13 protein-coding genes are annotated in these 14,952 nt (G+C 48.5%); 4 read left to right on the top strand and 9 right to left on the bottom strand.

The window, feature by feature from the left end; genetic code table 11:
* Positions 1 to 40: 40 nt before the first annotated feature.
* From odhB to sdhC, 6 genes are all read right to left on the bottom strand, one after another.
* The gene (gene odhB / locus XMM312_RS09090; protein ID WP_173483187.1) at positions 41 to 1,255 is read right to left on the bottom strand and encodes a 2-oxoglutarate dehydrogenase complex dihydrolipoyllysine-residue succinyltransferase; all 1,215 of its coding nucleotides are present in this window, start codon (positions 1,253 to 1,255) and stop codon (positions 41 to 43) included.
* Between the two features lie 47 nt (positions 1,256 to 1,302).
* Positions 1,303 to 4,134 carry a 2-oxoglutarate dehydrogenase E1 component gene (locus XMM312_RS09085; RefSeq protein ID WP_173489104.1) on the bottom strand — a complete coding sequence of 944 codons (2,832 nt, stop codon included), beginning with the start codon at positions 4,132 to 4,134 and terminating at the stop codon, positions 1,303 to 1,305.
* A gap of 516 nt (positions 4,135 to 4,650) precedes the next feature.
* Positions 4,651 to 5,355 (bottom strand): succinate dehydrogenase iron-sulfur subunit, encoded by a 705-nt coding sequence (locus tag XMM312_RS09080; RefSeq protein WP_173481575.1) that lies wholly within the window; start codon positions 5,353 to 5,355, stop codon positions 4,651 to 4,653.
* Positions 5,356 to 5,367: 12 nt separating this feature from the next.
* Complete coding sequence (gene sdhA, locus XMM312_RS09075; RefSeq protein WP_173481576.1) at positions 5,368 to 7,143, bottom strand: succinate dehydrogenase flavoprotein subunit; 1,776 nt, start codon at positions 7,141 to 7,143, stop codon at positions 5,368 to 5,370.
* Between the two features lie 3 nt (positions 7,144 to 7,146).
* On the bottom strand, positions 7,147 to 7,494 hold the full coding sequence (gene sdhD, locus XMM312_RS09070) for a succinate dehydrogenase, hydrophobic membrane anchor protein (protein WP_173481577.1): 348 nt from the start codon (positions 7,492 to 7,494) through the stop codon (positions 7,147 to 7,149).
* Positions 7,488 to 7,865: a succinate dehydrogenase, cytochrome b556 subunit gene (sdhC, locus tag XMM312_RS09065; protein ID WP_173481578.1), complete on the bottom strand. Its 378-nt coding sequence runs from the start codon at positions 7,863 to 7,865 to the stop codon at positions 7,488 to 7,490. Before sdhC ends, sdhD begins: the two co-directional genes overlap by 7 nt.
* 455 nt (positions 7,866 to 8,320) lie before the next feature.
* On the opposite strand from sdhC, the gene gltA reads away from it, so the two are divergent.
* Positions 8,321 to 9,601, top strand: coding sequence for a citrate synthase (gene gltA / locus XMM312_RS09060; protein WP_173481579.1), 1,281 nt, complete (start codon positions 8,321 to 8,323; stop codon positions 9,599 to 9,601).
* Positions 9,602 to 9,670: 69 nt separating this feature from the next.
* Here the strand turns inward: gltA and XMM312_RS09055 are convergent, their stop codons facing one another.
* Entirely contained in the window at positions 9,671 to 9,904 is a 234-nt protein-coding gene (locus XMM312_RS09055) for a hypothetical protein (RefSeq protein ID WP_173481580.1), read from the bottom strand.
* A 249-nt stretch (positions 9,905 to 10,153) separates the two neighbouring features.
* Positions 10,154 to 12,046, bottom strand: coding sequence for a propionyl-CoA synthetase (locus XMM312_RS09050; RefSeq protein WP_173483190.1), 1,893 nt, complete (start codon positions 12,044 to 12,046; stop codon positions 10,154 to 10,156).
* A 285-nt stretch (positions 12,047 to 12,331) separates the two neighbouring features.
* Here XMM312_RS09050 and XMM312_RS09045 point away from each other — a divergent pair, with 285 nt between their 5' ends.
* From XMM312_RS09045 to XMM312_RS09035, 3 genes are read left to right on the top strand one after another with little or no spacing between them, the layout of a single operon-like run.
* On the top strand, positions 12,332 to 13,033 hold the full coding sequence (locus XMM312_RS09045) for an energy-coupling factor ABC transporter ATP-binding protein (protein WP_173483191.1): 702 nt from the start codon (positions 12,332 to 12,334) through the stop codon (positions 13,031 to 13,033).
* The gene (locus XMM312_RS09040; protein WP_173483192.1) at positions 13,030 to 13,638 is read left to right on the top strand and encodes an energy-coupling factor transporter transmembrane protein EcfT; all 609 of its coding nucleotides are present in this window, start codon (positions 13,030 to 13,032) and stop codon (positions 13,636 to 13,638) included. The genes XMM312_RS09045 and XMM312_RS09040 overlap by 4 nt, the downstream gene beginning before the upstream one ends.
* 39 nt (positions 13,639 to 13,677) lie before the next feature.
* Complete coding sequence (locus XMM312_RS09035; RefSeq protein ID WP_371731723.1) at positions 13,678 to 14,238, top strand: biotin transporter BioY; 561 nt, start codon at positions 13,678 to 13,680, stop codon at positions 14,236 to 14,238.
* Positions 14,239 to 14,300: 62 nt separating this feature from the next.
* On the opposite strand, the gene panD is transcribed toward XMM312_RS09035, so the two are convergent.
* Complete coding sequence (panD, locus tag XMM312_RS09030; RefSeq protein WP_173481584.1) at positions 14,301 to 14,735, bottom strand: aspartate 1-decarboxylase; 435 nt, start codon at positions 14,733 to 14,735, stop codon at positions 14,301 to 14,303.
* Positions 14,736 to 14,952: the final 217 nt, after the last annotated feature.

Below are 14,952 nucleotides of genomic sequence, written 5' to 3'. Positions count from 1 at the left end.
TCTTAGTAACTTTTTAAAGATTCCTAGAATGCGATTCGCATTAAACGTCTAGGAGCATGCGCGCTGGATCTTCCAGCAGGTCCTTAATTGTTACAAGGAACTGTACCGCCTCTTTACCATCGATCATACGGTGATCGTAAGAGAGTGCTAGGTACATCATTGGTAGGATCTCAACCTGACCATTCACCGCCATTGGACGCTCTTGGATCTTGTGCATACCCAAGATAGCTGTCTGTGGTGGGTTAAGGATGGGGGTCGACATCAATGAGCCGAACACACCGCCGTTAGTGATTGTGAATGTACCGCCCTGCATGTCTTCCATGCCTAGCTTACCTTCACGACCGCGCTTACCGAAGTCTGCAATAGTGCCTTCTACTTCTGCAAGGCTCATCGCATCCGTATCGCGCAATACTGGCACCATTAGGCCACGGTCAGTCGATACAGCGACACCGATATCCTGGTAACCGTGGTAAACCATATCGTTACCGTCGATCGATGCGTTTACCGCTGGGAAGCGTTTTAGTGCTTCAGTCGCCGCTTTAACGAAGAATGACATAAAGCCAAGCCGTGTACCGTTGTGAGTCTTCTCGAACAGATCTTTGTACTGTTTACGAAGCTCCATGACAGGCTTCATGTTCACTTCGTTGTACGTTGTTAGCATCGCAGCATTCTGTTGCGCTTCAACTAGACGCTTAGCGATGGTTGCACGTAGACGAGTCATTGGAACGCGTTTCTCAACACGCTCACCTGCTGGTACGTTGACTGATACCGCTGGCTGGGCTGCAGCAGGAGCGGATGCAGGTGCTGTTGCCGCAGGAGCGGAAGCCGGCTTGTTCGCCATGAAGTTCATAACGTCTTCTTTAGTGATGCCACCGTTTTTACCTGTACCAGGGATCTGGCTAGCATCAAGACCGTTCTCATCAATCAGTTTACGAGCGGCTGGGCCTACTTTTTCAGCGTCACCTGCTGGAGCCGCTTCAGTCGCTGCTTCTGCTGCTGGAGCTGCCGCACCGGCTGCACCCGCTTCAAACTTAGCAAGAATCTCTTCGCTAAGAACTGTTTCACCTTCGCCTTTTAGGACTTCAGTGATCACACCGTCGGCTGGAGCGACAACTTCAAGAACCACTTTATCGGTTTCGATGTCGACAATAAGTTCATCGGCAGAAACCGCTTCACCTGGCTGCTTGTGCCAAGTTGCAACAGTTCCGTCTGCTACTGATTCTGGAAACGTAGGTGCTTTAATTTCGATTGACATGATTTTTCCTTTCTTGCCTTCTGCTCGTCGTACGAACGAATTCTTTATTAACCGTTTAGGGCGTCGTTAACCAATTTCTCTTGCTGCTCAACGTGAACAGAGATGTAACCTACTGCAGGCGCTGCAGCGTGTGGACGACCCACACCATCTAGGTGAATCTCTGGCTTCACTTTACGTAGAGCGTTGCGCATGTGGTGCTGACTGCAGTACCACGCGCCCTGGTTCATTGGCTCTTCCTGACACCAAACAACCGATTCAAGATTAGGGTATTGGCTCAACTCATCTACCAGATCCGCCTCTGGGAATGGGTAGAGTTGCTCAATACGAACGATCGCAACATTCTGCTTCTCTAGCTCTTCGCGACGGTTGTATAGGTCGTAGTAAACCTTACCGCTACACATCACAACACGATTCACTTTCGACTTATCAAGCTGATCCACTTCACCAATAACCGGTTGGAAGGTGCCATCCGCTAGCTCTTCTAGAGTAGAGATCGCCTGCTTGTGACGAAGCAGAGATTTCGGCGTCATGACCACCAAAGGTTTGCGAAGTGGGCGAACCACCTGACGACGCAGTAGGTGGAAGATCTGCGATGGCGTCGTAGGTACGACAACCTGAATGTTGTGCTCAGCACATAGCTGTAGGTAGCGTTCCAAACGAGCAGATGAGTGCTCTGGACCTTGACCTTCGAAGCCGTGTGGCAACAGCATAGTCAGACCACATAGACGCTGCCATTTCGCTTCGCCTGATGTGATGAATTGATCGATCACAACCTGAGCACCATTGGCGAAATCACCGAACTGCGCTTCCCAGATCACCAACGAGTTTGGTGTCGTGGTTGCGTAACCGTATTCGAATGCCAATACCGCCTCTTCAGACAGGTATGAATCGTGGATCGTGAATTTTGGTTGATCCTTATCCATGTTCTGAAGGGGTACGTAAGTCGTCGCATCTTTCTGATCATGCAGAACCGCGTGACGGTGTGAGAAGGTACCACGACCGACATCCTGACCGGTCAAACGGACTGGGTGACCCTCTGCAAGAATTGACGCGTAGGCCAATGTCTCTGCAAAGCCCCAGTTAGCGGCCATTGCACCGGCTGCCATACGCTTACGGTCGTCATAGATCTTAGAAACCTGACGCTGCACACTGAAGTGTTCAGGGGTTTCAGCAATGTTCGCCGCAAGCTCTTGAAGCACTTTAATGTCGACACGAGTATCACACTCGAACGACCATTGGTGACCAAGGTAAGGAGCCCAATCAACAAACATCTTAGTGTTTGGTTCAAGCACAAGAGAGTGAGCAACGTGTTCGCCATTTTCTAGCGCCGCACGGTAAGACTTTTCCATCTCTTTGCTCTGTTCAGCAGTGATTACACCCTCTTCGATCAGCTTAGTTGCGTATAGATCGCGTGTGGTCTTCTGCTTTTTGATGACGTCGTACATCAACGGTTGAGTACCGCTTGGCTCATCCGCCTCGTTGTGACCGCGACGACGGTAACAGACTAGATCGATAACAACGTCTTTCTTAAATTCGTTACGGTAATCAACCGCCAACTGTGTCACGAAACGAACCGCTTCTGGGTCGTCGCCGTTAACGTGGAAGATTGGCGCTTCGATCATCTTAGCAACGTCGGTACAGTAATCTGTAGAGCGAGCGTCCTCTTGCTTAGAGGTCGTAAAGCCAACTTGGTTGTTGATCACGATGTGGATTGTACCACCTGTCTTGTAAGCGCGTGTCTGAGACATCTGGAATGTCTCCATAACAACACCCTGACCAGCAAAGGCTGCATCACCGTGGATGTTAACAGGAACTACCGTATTACCGACTGGATCTTCACGACGATCCTGACGGGCACGAACTGAACCTTCAACCACTGGCGCTACGATCTCAAGGTGAGATGGGTTGAATGCCATCGCAATGTGCACCTCACCACCGTCAGTATTGACGTTCGATGAGAAGCCCTGGTGGTATTTAACGTCACCCGATGAATCAACCAGCTTCTTACCTTCGAACTCACCGAACAGGTCAGCCGGGTTTTTACCGAAGATGTTAACCAGTGTATTAAGACGACCGCGGTGTGCCATGCCGATCACAACCTCTTTAGCACCCTGCTTACCAGCACGCTGGATCAGAGTATTCAAAGAGACGATCAGAGATTCACCACCCTCAAGACCAAATCGTTTAGCACCAGCAAAGCGGGAGCCAAGGTACTTCTCTAGACCTTCAGCTGCCGTCAGGCGCTCTAGGACCATGAGTTTCTTCTCAGGCTCAACCGTTGGGTGTGCACGGGTTGGCTCAATGCGAGACTGAAGCCATAGACGCTCTTCAGTGTTCACAATGTGCATGTACTCAGAACCTACCGAACTGCAGTACGTCTCTTGAAGATCCTGAAGGATCTCACGCAGTGTCGCCTCTTCGCGACCAAACTGCAGACTACCGAGTTGGAAAGTTGTATCAAAATCCGCTTCTGAAAGTTCGTGGTAGCGCAGATTAAGGTCGGCCACTTCTGCACGTTCTAGCAGATTCAGTGGGTCGATCTTAGCGATCTGGTGTCCACGCATGCGGTAAGCATCAAAAAGGGCCAGCGCGCGAACTTGCTTACGCTCGTGTTCAGAGCTGACAGAAGATACCGCTGCAGGCTGTGCACGTTTTTGATTCTTAGCAATGTATTGGAAATGTTCACGAATCGGTGCAAGAGGAACATCAGGAGTAATGTTTTCACCGACTTTAGGGAGTTTATCAAACTCTTCACGCCACTCTGGGGGAACGGAGTTTGGATCTAAAAGGTACGTTTCGTATAGCTGTTCTACGTAAGAGAGGTTGCCGCCGTATAGATGAGCATTCTTCCACAGCTGCTCCATCAGACCGTCTTGCATTATATATTTACCCTCGTTGTGGGGTACGGGACCTCCGAAGCTCTTGTGAAGCCTCTTCATCCATCGCCCTTATGCTTCTAATTTCCATTTTTCAGCGCATTATTCGGTGTTGCAACCAAATAAAACTCGCGTAGTTTACGCCTTTTATTCAACCCTGAACACCGCAGTTTTAGCGATTTAATACTAAAGTAATCAATGTTTTATCGCGTTTTGGAATAAGTTAATTCTACGGGCTTTTAACAGCCGTTTTTAGTTCTTTTAGGCTATTAAGTAAGAGCTTTTTAAACGTTTTTTTGCACTTTAGTCGTAATGGGACAACATCTCTTGCTTTAGAGTGTTGCGCCAGTAGATTGGAGTGTAATTGGAGAGCGGGTGACAGGCTGAAGCCAGTCACCAATGTATTATTTTCGCTACGGAGTGACGGTGACTGGCTTCAGCCTGTCATCCACCCTTACAGCGATTTCCAGAAAACAAAAAACCCGCCAAGGCGGGTTTTTTTTGAGCTTCAACCTAATCTTAGGTTGCGCGTGATATCAGCATGTTACGGATCTTACCAATCGCTTTGGTTGGGTTAAGACCTTTAGGACATACGTTCACACAGTTCATGATGCCGTGGCAGCGGAATACGCTGAATGGGTCATCTAGCTCTGCAAGACGTTCATTCGTTGCTGTATCACGGCTGTCCGCTAGGAAACGGTAAGCCTGTAGAAGGCCTGATGGGCCGACAAACTTATCTGGGTTCCACCAGAACGACGGACAAGAGGTTGAACAACAAGCACAGAGGATACACTCGTATAGACCATCTAGCTCTGCACGCTCTTCAGGAGTCTGCAGGCGCTCGATCGCTGGAGCCGGAGTATCGTTGATCAAGAATGGTTTGATCTTCTCGTACTGCTTGTAGAACTGACCCATATCGACAACCAAGTCACGGATAACCGGAAGACCTGGAAGTGGACGAAGAACCAGCTTGTCGTTCTTAACCACTTCAGAAAGAGGGGTAATACACGCAAGACCATTCTTACCGTTCATGTTCAAACCGTCAGAGCCACATACGCCCTCACGACAAGAACGACGGAATGTCATTGATGTATCTTTCTCTTTGAGAAGGTGTAGAAGATCCAACACCATGATGTCCTTGCCACCAGGGATATCGATCTGGATATCCTGCATGTAGGGAGCATCATCAATCTCAGGGTTGTAACGATAAACACTTACTAGCATCGTAACGACTCCTTAATATGTACGAACTTTAGGTGGGAACGCTTCCATGGTCTTCGGAGCGAAGTTCACGGCACGTTTGCCCAGCGTTTTCGTTTGTGGGTAGTAAACTGAGTGACACAACCAGTTTTCATCATCACGCTCAGTAAAGTCGTTACGAGCATGCGCACCACGAGACTCTTTACGCTCGTATGCAGCAATGGCAGTTGCCTCAGCCACTTCCATTAAGTTCTCAAGCTCAAGCGCTTCAAGACGTGCAGTGTTGAATGACCCAGTCTTATCTTCAAGATATACGTTCGCTACACGCTCACGGATTGCCTTAAGCTTAGTCAAACCTTCCTGCATCGCATCGCCGTCGCGGAATACACCGAAGTAGAGCTGCATGCACTGCTGAAGATCTTTACGAATATCCGCAACCTTCTCACCGCCAGTCGAGTTATTTAGACGGTTTAGACGAGCCATTGCTGCCTCGATCTCTTCTTCAGTAGCGTCTTTAACTTCGTAGCCTTCGCGCATCTGCTGTTCGATCTGAAGACCTGCAGCACGACCGAAGACAACCAAGTCTAGTAGTGAGTTACCACCTAGACGGTTAGCACCGTGTACCGATACACAAGCAACCTCACCACAAGCGAATAGACCTTCAACGATCTTATCTTCACCTGATTCAGGATCTGGGTTAATCACCTGACCACCGATGTTAGTGGTCACACCACCCATCATGTAGTGACAGGTTGGCACCACTGGAATTGGCTCTTTCACAGGATCAGCTGCTGCGAATGTCATTGAAAGCTCACAGATACCTGGTAGACGTGAGTGAAGAACCTCTTCACCTAGGTGATCAAGCTTCAAGTAGACGTGATCGCCGTCTGGACCACAGCCACGGCCTTCAAGGATCTCTAGGATCATTGAGCGCGCAACAACGTCACGACCGGCAAGGTCTTTCGCATTAGGAGCGTAACGCTCCATGAAGCGCTCGCCGTCTTTATTAACTAGGTAGCCACCTTCACCACGACAACCTTCAGTTACCAGCGTACCTGCACCCGCAATACCGGTTGGGTGGAACTGCCACATCTCCATGTCTTGCGCAGCAATGCCGGCACGAAGTGCCATACCCATGCCGTCACCAGTGTTGATCAATGCGTTGGTAGTCGATGCGTAGATACGACCTGCACCGCCAGTAGCCAATACAGTCGCTTTCGCTTTAATGTAAACGGTTTCACCTGTTTCGATACAGATCGCAATACAACCGACAACCGCGCCGTCTGCATTTTTAACAAGATCGACTGCAAACCACTCGTTTAGGAAAGTTGTACCTGACTTCATGTTTGCTTGGTATAGCGTGTGAAGCAGTGCGTGACCTGTACGGTCTGCCGCAGCACAAGTACGAGCAGCCTGACCACCTTCACCGAAGTTCTTAGATTGACCACCAAATGGACGCTGGTAGATACGACCTGTCTCTGTGCGAGAGAAAGGAAGACCCATGTGGTCAAGTTCGAATACCGCACGTGGACCTACAGAACACATGTATTCGATCGCGTCTTGGTCACCGATGTAGTCAGAACCTTTAACGGTATCGTACATGTGCCAGCGCCAATCGTCGTTTGGATCCGCACTCGCGATTGCACAAGTAATACCACCCTGTGCAGATACTGTGTGTGAACGTGTTGGGAATACTTTTGTAACACACGCAGTGTTTAAACCTGACTGTGCAAGTTGAAGGGCTGCGCGCATACCTGCACCGCCACCGCCGACAACAATTGCATCAAATGTAAGCGTACGTAGCTTAGACATCTATTAAACCCCCCAAAGAATCTGAATACCCCACACCACGTAAACAAACGCGAGCAGGCCACAGGCAGATTGGAATACGAAACGAATGCCAGTTGGTTTAATGTAGTCGGTAGAAATTGACCACATACCGATCCAAGCATGCGCAACCAATGAAAGCAGTGTTAACAGTGTGAAGATACGCATTGCAGTACCTTCAAACAGTGCTGACCACTGGTTGTAATCTAGTTCAGGGTTAAGCAGCATGTAGCCGATCATGAAGATCGTGTAAGCTGCAAGGACAACCGCAGTTACGCGCTGCATCATCCAATCGTAAAGGCCGCTACGGCCAAAGCTTGTTACCGAAGTTACCATACCCAAACTCCTGCTAGCACAATGGAGATAGCTGAAATCGCAAGCGTTGCTTTCGCAGCCGCATTGCCAGATTCAATCTCTTCACAGTAACCCGCATCCATAACAAGGTGCTTGATACCTGCGAAGAAGTGGTACAGAAGTGCAGACAACAGACCCCAAGCGATGAACTTGGCAATGAATGATTCTGTTAGAAGTGCAGCTGCTGCATCAAAACCCTCTTGAGACTCAAGAGAAAGGCTCAGTGCGTACATCATGAAAATGGTACCGACAAATAGAATCAGACCAGTGACACGGTGCAGAATTGAAGTCACAGCCGGTAGAGGCTGCTTAATGGTTCTCAAATCGAGATTTACAGGTCGTTTTTTGTTCACGGCTCTAGTTCACACTTATGTGCCCTCTCCGGGGCCTCGTTTACTAGTAAGTACCTGATTCGGTAGTGACAGAGTCAACTACTCAGGACGACGATTAAAACTGCACGTTTATGACAAATATTCATATGAATATTCACATATTGCAGCGCGCAATTTTCGGAGGCTGATTATAACAATTGATAGGCTTTTGACAATCAATCTAAGGCCCTATTAGCCAATGGTTTAATAGGGCCATGTACAGTTCCGACGCGATTCATACGCCAGAGCGCATAAATTCGACTTATAGCTTTTTGTCCTTACTTTATAGCTTTTGCACTGCAACAATTGACGATTGACAATCACTTTGGGCTCACTATAGTGATTAGGCCTTAAAGAGTTCTGAGCCAACCTCAGAAGAGCTCTAAGATGCTTAAATACCCATATTAAGCAGTAACGGAAATAGATAGGAGCCAACCATGGCTGATAAGAAAGCTCGTCTCGTAGTAGACGGTGTAGATAAAGAGATCGAACTGCCGGTTTATCACGGCACAGAAGGTCCAGATGTTGTTGACGTTCGCCCACTAACAGGTGAAGGCCTGTTTACTTACGACCCAGGTTTTGTATCAACAGCCTCTTGTGAATCAAAAATCACATACATTGACGGCGCTAATGGTGTTCTTCTTCACCGCGGTTACCCAATCGAAGAACTGGCCGAGCACTCAGACTACCTAGAAGTGTGTTACCTCCTTCTAAATGGTGAACTCCCTACTCCAGAGCAGAAAGCTAAATTTGACTACACTGTGAACCAACACACTATGGTTCATGAGCAGCTTCGCTCTTTCTACAACGGTTTCCGCCGTGACGCTCACCCTATGGCGATCATGTGTGGTGTCGTAGGTGCGCTATCCGCTTTCTACCACGACTCACTGGACATTAATGATCCTCACCACCGCGAAGTCTGTGCATACCGTCTCATCGCTAAAATGCCTACGCTAGCGGCGATGTGTTACAAATTCTCAATCGGTCAGCCATTCATCTACCCACGTAATGATCTTGGCTACGCTGATAACTTCCTACGCATGATGTTTGCGACACCTTGTGAAGATTACAAAATCAATCCAGTGCTTTCACGCGCGATGGATAAGATCTTCACACTTCACGCAGACCACGAACAGAACGCGTCTACCTCAACTGTTCGCCTTGCTGGTTCATCAGGTGCTAACCCATTTGCCTGTATTGCAGCGGGTATCGCAGCACTTTGGGGTCCGGCTCACGGTGGAGCAAATGAAGCTGTATTGAAGATGCTTGCTGAGATCGGTTCTGTTGAGAACATCCCTGCGTTCATCGAGAAAGCAAAAGATCCAAACGATCCATTCCGTCTAATGGGCTTCGGTCACCGCGTATACCGCAACTTTGACCCACGCTCACGCGTTATGAAACAGACCTGTGATGAAGTATTGGCTGAACTGGGCATCACGGATGATCCAATGCTAGACATCGCTAAAGAGCTTGAGCGCATCGCGCTAGAAGATGAATACTTCGTTAGCCGTAAACTCTACCCTAACGTTGACTTCTACTCAGGCATCATCCTGAAAGCTATCGGTATCCCTACCTCTATGTTTACCGTTATTTTCGCTCTGTCACGAACGATCGGCTGGATCTCACACTGGAACGAGTTCCACTCAAGCCCGAACAAGATCGGTCGTCCACGCCAGCTTTATACTGGTGCGCCTAAGCGCAAGCACCCACGCGCTTAATCGCTAATAGCGCCCCATAAAAAAACCCCGCTGTAGCGGGGTTTTTTATTGTCTAGCACAAGACAGTTATTAGTGCTGTGTACGCATCAACGGTGAGCTGAACACCTGCTGGATAGCACGATGATTAACAACCTGCGCAGCTACTTTAGACGCTTTTTTCTGAGCCTGAACAACAAGCGCTGCCAATTCAGAGCGACGAATCTGTTTTGCATTCCACTCAACCAGAGCGATCTTTTCTGACTCGCTTAGGTCGTTGCTGTCTAGAAGTTCTAGAAGTGTTTTTTGATCAAGGATCTGTGACATGAGGTCATCCTCCACTGTTTAATTAAGTTGGCGCTAATATATTCGACCAAGGTATTAGTCAGCAAGAGAGGCTTTTTCACAGAATAGGTGAGTTTAGTTCAACAAAAGGTAGAAGAACTGTAGGAGCCTTATCGAAGATGAGGCGATCCATCATCGCGACCTTTTCAAGATCGCTCCAACTATTCACCTGCGCTCAATAAACAAAAAAGCGAGCCTGAGGCTCGCTTTTCATTCACAAGGTAAATTCAATTACCCAGCAATCATTCCATTCTCACGCATGATGCCTTCGATCTCTGGCAAGCTGGCTGGATCATCGATGGTTGATGGTACTGTGTACTCTTGGCCATCAGCGATCTGACGCAGTAGCTTACGTAGGATTTTGCCTGAACGAGTTTTAGGCAGACGTTTAACCACTGCCGTGCGCTTGTAACAGGCGATTGGGCCAATCTCTTTACGAATGTTAGCAACCAATTCCGCTGAAAGTTGCTCATCTGAGATATCAGCTCCGTCTTTCAGAATGACAAGACCAACAGGCTCCTGACCTTTTAGCTGCTCAGAAATACCGATTACGGCACACTCTGCAACGGCTGGGTGCGCAGCTACGATCTCTTCCATCTCACCCGTCGATAGACGGTGACCGGCAACGTTAATCACATCATCGGTACGACCCATGATGAAGACATAGCCATCTTCATCTTTATAGCCACCGTCGCCCGAGGTGTAGAAACCTTCGACATCTGACAGGTAACCCGACTTGAAGCGATCGAAATCACCCCAAACGGTTGGCAAACAGCTTGGTGGTAGTGGCAGTTTGATAGCGATAGATCCCTGCTGACCTGCTGGTAATTCATTACCCGCTTCGTCAACAATCTGCACATTAAAGCCTGGGCTTGGCAGCGTTGCTGATCCGGCTTTTGGTGGCATCGGCTCGACACCCATCAAGTTGCCACAGATCGCCCAACCGGTCTCCGTCTGCCACCAGTGATCAATAACGGGTTTACCGGTTTTCTCAACGGTCCAATCATAGGTTGGTGGATCGAGACGCTCACCCGCCATGAAGATAGTTTGCAGTTCAGACAGGTCGTATTTACCCACTTCCTGAGCTTCGGGGTCTTCCTTCTTAATCGCACGAAAAGCGGTCGGTGCAGCAAATAGAATCTTAGCTTTGTACTCTTCACAGACACGCCAGAAAGCGCCAGCGTCCGGTGTACGAACCGGCTTACCTTCATAAACAATCGTACTACAGCCAGCCAGAAGTGGTCCGTAAACAATATAAGAGTGACCAACAACCCAACCTACATCCGAAGCGGCCCAGTAAACATCACCCGCTTTCACGTTGTAGATCGCTTTCATTGAGTAGTTCAGTGCGGTCGCATGACCACCATTATCACGAACGACACCCTTAGGTTTGCCCGTAGTACCTGAGGTGTAAAGAATGTATAGAGGATCTGTACCTTTAACCGCCACTGGCTCTGCTGGCGTCGCGTTAGCCATCTCTTCAGCCCAGTCACAATCACGTGGAGCCGTTAGCTCGGCCGTCACCTCTTCACGCTGGAAGACAATAACAGACTCCGGCTTATGCTCAGACAGGTTAATCCCTTCATCTACCATCGGCTTGTAAGGAAGTACCTTGGCAACTTCGACACCGCAAGAAGCCGTCACAATCGCCTTAGGTTGTGCATCATCGATACGTACAGCAAGCTCGTTAGGCGCAAAGCCACCAAATACAACTGAGTGGATGGCACCTAAGCGTGCAACCGCCAGCATGGCAACCACGGCTTCAGGAATCATTGGCATGTAGATAACGACACGATCGCCCTTCTCGACCCCTTTAGATTTCAAAACACCCGCAAAGCGTGACACCTGATCTTTCAGTTCAGAGTAGGTCACAGTGCGTTTAGTGTTAGTTACTGGTGAATCATAGAGTAGAGCCGCTTGATCACCGCGACCCTGTTCGACATGGTAGTCAACAGCCATGTAAGAGGTGTTCATCTCACCATCAGCAAACCAACGATCGATGCCATTCTCATCTTTCGAAAGAATCGTTTTTGGTGCTTTAAACCATGGCAGATCCGCCGCTTTCTCAGCCCAAAACGCTTCTGGTTGCTCAATCGACTTAGTGTATTCGCTTAGGTAAGACATACTCATTCCTCATTAACTGACGAGATGTGATTATTTTTAGACGCTCGATATGAGCACTTTTCTAAAATAAGATTGTCGACACTTTACCGGAAAAGATTGGGGATTTATTTAAGACTTATGGCGATATTGTCGACAATCCTATCCATCCTTATAACCAGATAAATGGATTTAAGGCACTTTTATCGCCAGCATGTAGTTCTACTACAGCCCTATTTGGGTTGGATTTGTTCGAAAGCATAGGCTACTCTGCGTCCACATTTTGAAAAGTTACATACCCTTTTATTAATGCACACCCCATCCATAGAGTTAAGTCACGTCACTCTGACTAGAGAGGGACGCACCATCTTCGATGATCTGACGCTGTCACTTAATGAGTCACGCATTGGTATTATCGGGTTTAATGGCAGTGGCAAAAGCAGCCTGATTCGCCTGCTTAACGGTTTACTTACCGCCGACAGCGGCACCATCAGCATCAACGGCAAAGACCCATCGAAAGGGCCTGCCGCCATGTCGACTGAAGTCGGTTTTGTATTTCAAAATCCAGATCACCAACTGATCTTCCCTACCGTGCTTGAGGAGTTGATCTTTGGTCTGCAAAACCAGGGCAAAGATAAGTCAGAGTCAGAAGCCGAAGCACTCGCACTATTAAAAGAGCACGATCGACTGGATTGGAAAGATCTTCCGGTCCACAGCCTCTCTGAAGGACAAAAGCAGTTGATCTGTATTTTCTCGGTACTCCTATTGAAGCCTAAAGTTATTGTCTTCGATGAACCCTTCTCTGCACTTGATCTACCCACTCGATATCAGCTTCAGAAAGTGATCAGCACTCTGTCCCAGCAGGTCATTATGATCAGTCACGAGCTAGACGGTTTTGACGGGTTTGATCGACTGGTATGGCTAGGTGATCAAGGGGTCGTAAAAGACGGTCCCACTGAAGAGGTGATCACTGACTATAAACAGCATGCTGTTAAGACCGCTGAGTCATGATGAGTCTCTACCTTGCACAAATATCCTGGCTGCACCGTCTGCCGGCCGGGCTAAAGCTCCTCTGTTTAGCCATCGCCACGGTACTGCTCTATCCTGTAAAAGAGGTAGGAATCATCTCATTAGCCGTTGCTGTAACGCTGGGGATTTACGTCAGCTTGGGCAGATCTGGCTTGGCGCAACTGAAACTATTGAAACCGCTGTTCTGGATGATGCTGGCAATCTTTGCCTTGCAGTATTGGACCATGGGGCTTGCCGAGGCTTGGATACTACTGGGTCGCATGTTGGTGCTTATCCTGCTGGCTAATGCCATCAGCATGACTACACGCATGGATGAGATGAACGCGGTTTTTCAATTTTTGCTAACGCCACTTCGATGGCTGGGTGTTCAGACCCAACGAATCGCGTTTGCACTCTCTTTACTGATACGGTTTGTTCCTGTGTTGGTCTCGTTTATGCATGCCCTGTTAGCGGCATGGCGAGCACGTGGTGGACAACGTCGCTATTGGCAAATTATAGCCCCATTAGTGGTACAGGCACTTAGAATGTCTGACCAGGTGGCTGAAGCGGTCGCCGCTCGTGGCGGCATACCAAAAATTAAAAACTAGAGAGCCATTTCGGCTTCAAGCAACTCAAAAGGAGTCACTGTGAGTGAAATAACGAAAGACAAACAGGTTGTTCAAATTGCAATCTTCGCGGCGCTGCTAGCAGCACTGGGCTTTATCCCGCCAATCCCATTTGCGACGGGTGTTCCTATCTCAGCTCAATCGCTGGGCGTTATGCTAGCGGGCACGATTTTGGGCGCACGTAATGGTGCTCTATCGATGATTCTGTTCCTAGTCGTCGTGGCTCTAGGTGCTAACCTTTTGGCTGGTGGTCGTGGCGGTCTTGGCGTCTTTGCAGGCCCTACTGCTGGCTTCCTATTTGCTTTCCCATTTGCTGCGTTCACAGCAGGCCTTCTGACACGCTCACTCTCAGGTAAATTCTCCCTCACCATTGCAGCAGGCATTGGTGCTCTGGTTGGCGGCATTGTCGTGATGTACCTCTTTGGTATTGCTGGATTCAAACTGGTCACTGGACGTACATGGCTTGAGTCACTGATGATCATGTGGGTCTACATTCCAGGTGACGCAGTGAAGGTCGTTCTTGCAGCGGTCGTAACAGGTGCAGTCGCTCGAGCGCTTCCGGGCACTTACGCCAACAAGTAACACCAACATTGAACACAAAAAAACCCGCTACTTGGCGGGTTTTTTTTACTTCTAGAAACGACTTACATTGAAGCAGGCTGAACAGGAATCGCTTTTTTCACACCGGTCAACTTGTTACGAGCGCGGATCTCTTCATCGGAGACTCCGTCTACCTCATCAAACTTAGCGCCTTCGAAATAGCAGAGCGTTGGTTGGAAGCCATCCAGTTCTGAACTATCTAGCTGGACGTAAGCGGCAATAATAAGCAGGTCGCCCTTGTTCGCTTTATGAGCCGCAGCACCGTTCACAGAGATTACACCGCTGCCACGCTCAGCACTGATAACGTAGGTCGAAAAACGTTCGCCGTTATTGATGTTATAGATCTCAATTTTCTCATACTCATGAATACCTGAAGCATCTAGAAGGTCCTGATCAATGGCGCAAGAGCCTTCGTAGTGCAGTTCAGCATGAGTGGCTGTCACGCGGTGCAGCTTCGCTTTTAAGAAAGTTTGTAGCATATCTATAACCCATGAATTGGTTGGGGATTCTATCCCTGAGTCGAACGAGGTCGCGATTTTACTCTTATCATCTAAATTTTGCACCTGCGTAATCGTTCTAACAATATTCAACGTCAATTCAGGTTAAACATGAGCTGATTTCAGTCAAAGATGAAATGCAATCAAAACCATTCCAATCAACTTGTTATAGAATATGCGCCTCAAAATTCGTTTAGAT

The organism is Marinobacterium sp. xm-m-312, assembly GCF_013283295.1.
In the GTDB taxonomy this organism is placed as follows: Bacteria; Pseudomonadota; Gammaproteobacteria; order Pseudomonadales; family Balneatricaceae; genus Marinobacterium_E.
The sequence above is the reverse complement of the archived record's forward strand: the minus strand, read 5'-3'. Positions and strand labels throughout refer to the sequence as shown.

What these genes read in the sequence shown, in the direction of transcription:
- odhB (WP_173483187.1), bottom strand. Translation starts at nt 1,255, where the DNA reads ATGTCAATCGAAATTAAAGCACCTACGTTTCCAGAATCAGTAGCAGAC.
- XMM312_RS09085 (WP_173489104.1), bottom strand. Translation starts at nt 4,134, where the DNA reads ATGCAAGACGGTCTGATGGAGCAGCTGTGGAAGAATGCTCATCTATAC.
- XMM312_RS09080 (WP_173481575.1), bottom strand. Translation starts at nt 5,355, where the DNA reads ATGCTAGTAAGTGTTTATCGTTACAACCCTGAGATTGATGATGCTCCC.
- sdhA (WP_173481576.1), bottom strand. Translation starts at nt 7,143, where the DNA reads ATGTCTAAGCTACGTACGCTTACATTTGATGCAATTGTTGTCGGCGGT.
- sdhD (WP_173481577.1), bottom strand. Translation starts at nt 7,494, where the DNA reads ATGGTAACTTCGGTAACAAGCTTTGGCCGTAGCGGCCTTTACGATTGG.
- gltA (WP_173481579.1), top strand. Translation starts at nt 8,321, where the DNA reads ATGGCTGATAAGAAAGCTCGTCTCGTAGTAGACGGTGTAGATAAAGAG.
- XMM312_RS09055 (WP_173481580.1), bottom strand. Translation starts at nt 9,904, where the DNA reads ATGTCACAGATCCTTGATCAAAAAACACTTCTAGAACTTCTAGACAGC.
- XMM312_RS09050 (WP_173483190.1), bottom strand. Translation starts at nt 12,046, where the DNA reads ATGTCTTACCTAAGCGAATACACTAAGTCGATTGAGCAACCAGAAGCG.
- XMM312_RS09045 (WP_173483191.1), top strand. Translation starts at nt 12,332, where the DNA reads ATGCACACCCCATCCATAGAGTTAAGTCACGTCACTCTGACTAGAGAG.
- XMM312_RS09040 (WP_173483192.1), top strand. Translation starts at nt 13,030, where the DNA reads ATGATGAGTCTCTACCTTGCACAAATATCCTGGCTGCACCGTCTGCCG.
- panD (WP_173481584.1), bottom strand. Translation starts at nt 14,735, where the DNA reads ATGCTACAAACTTTCTTAAAAGCGAAGCTGCACCGCGTGACAGCCACT.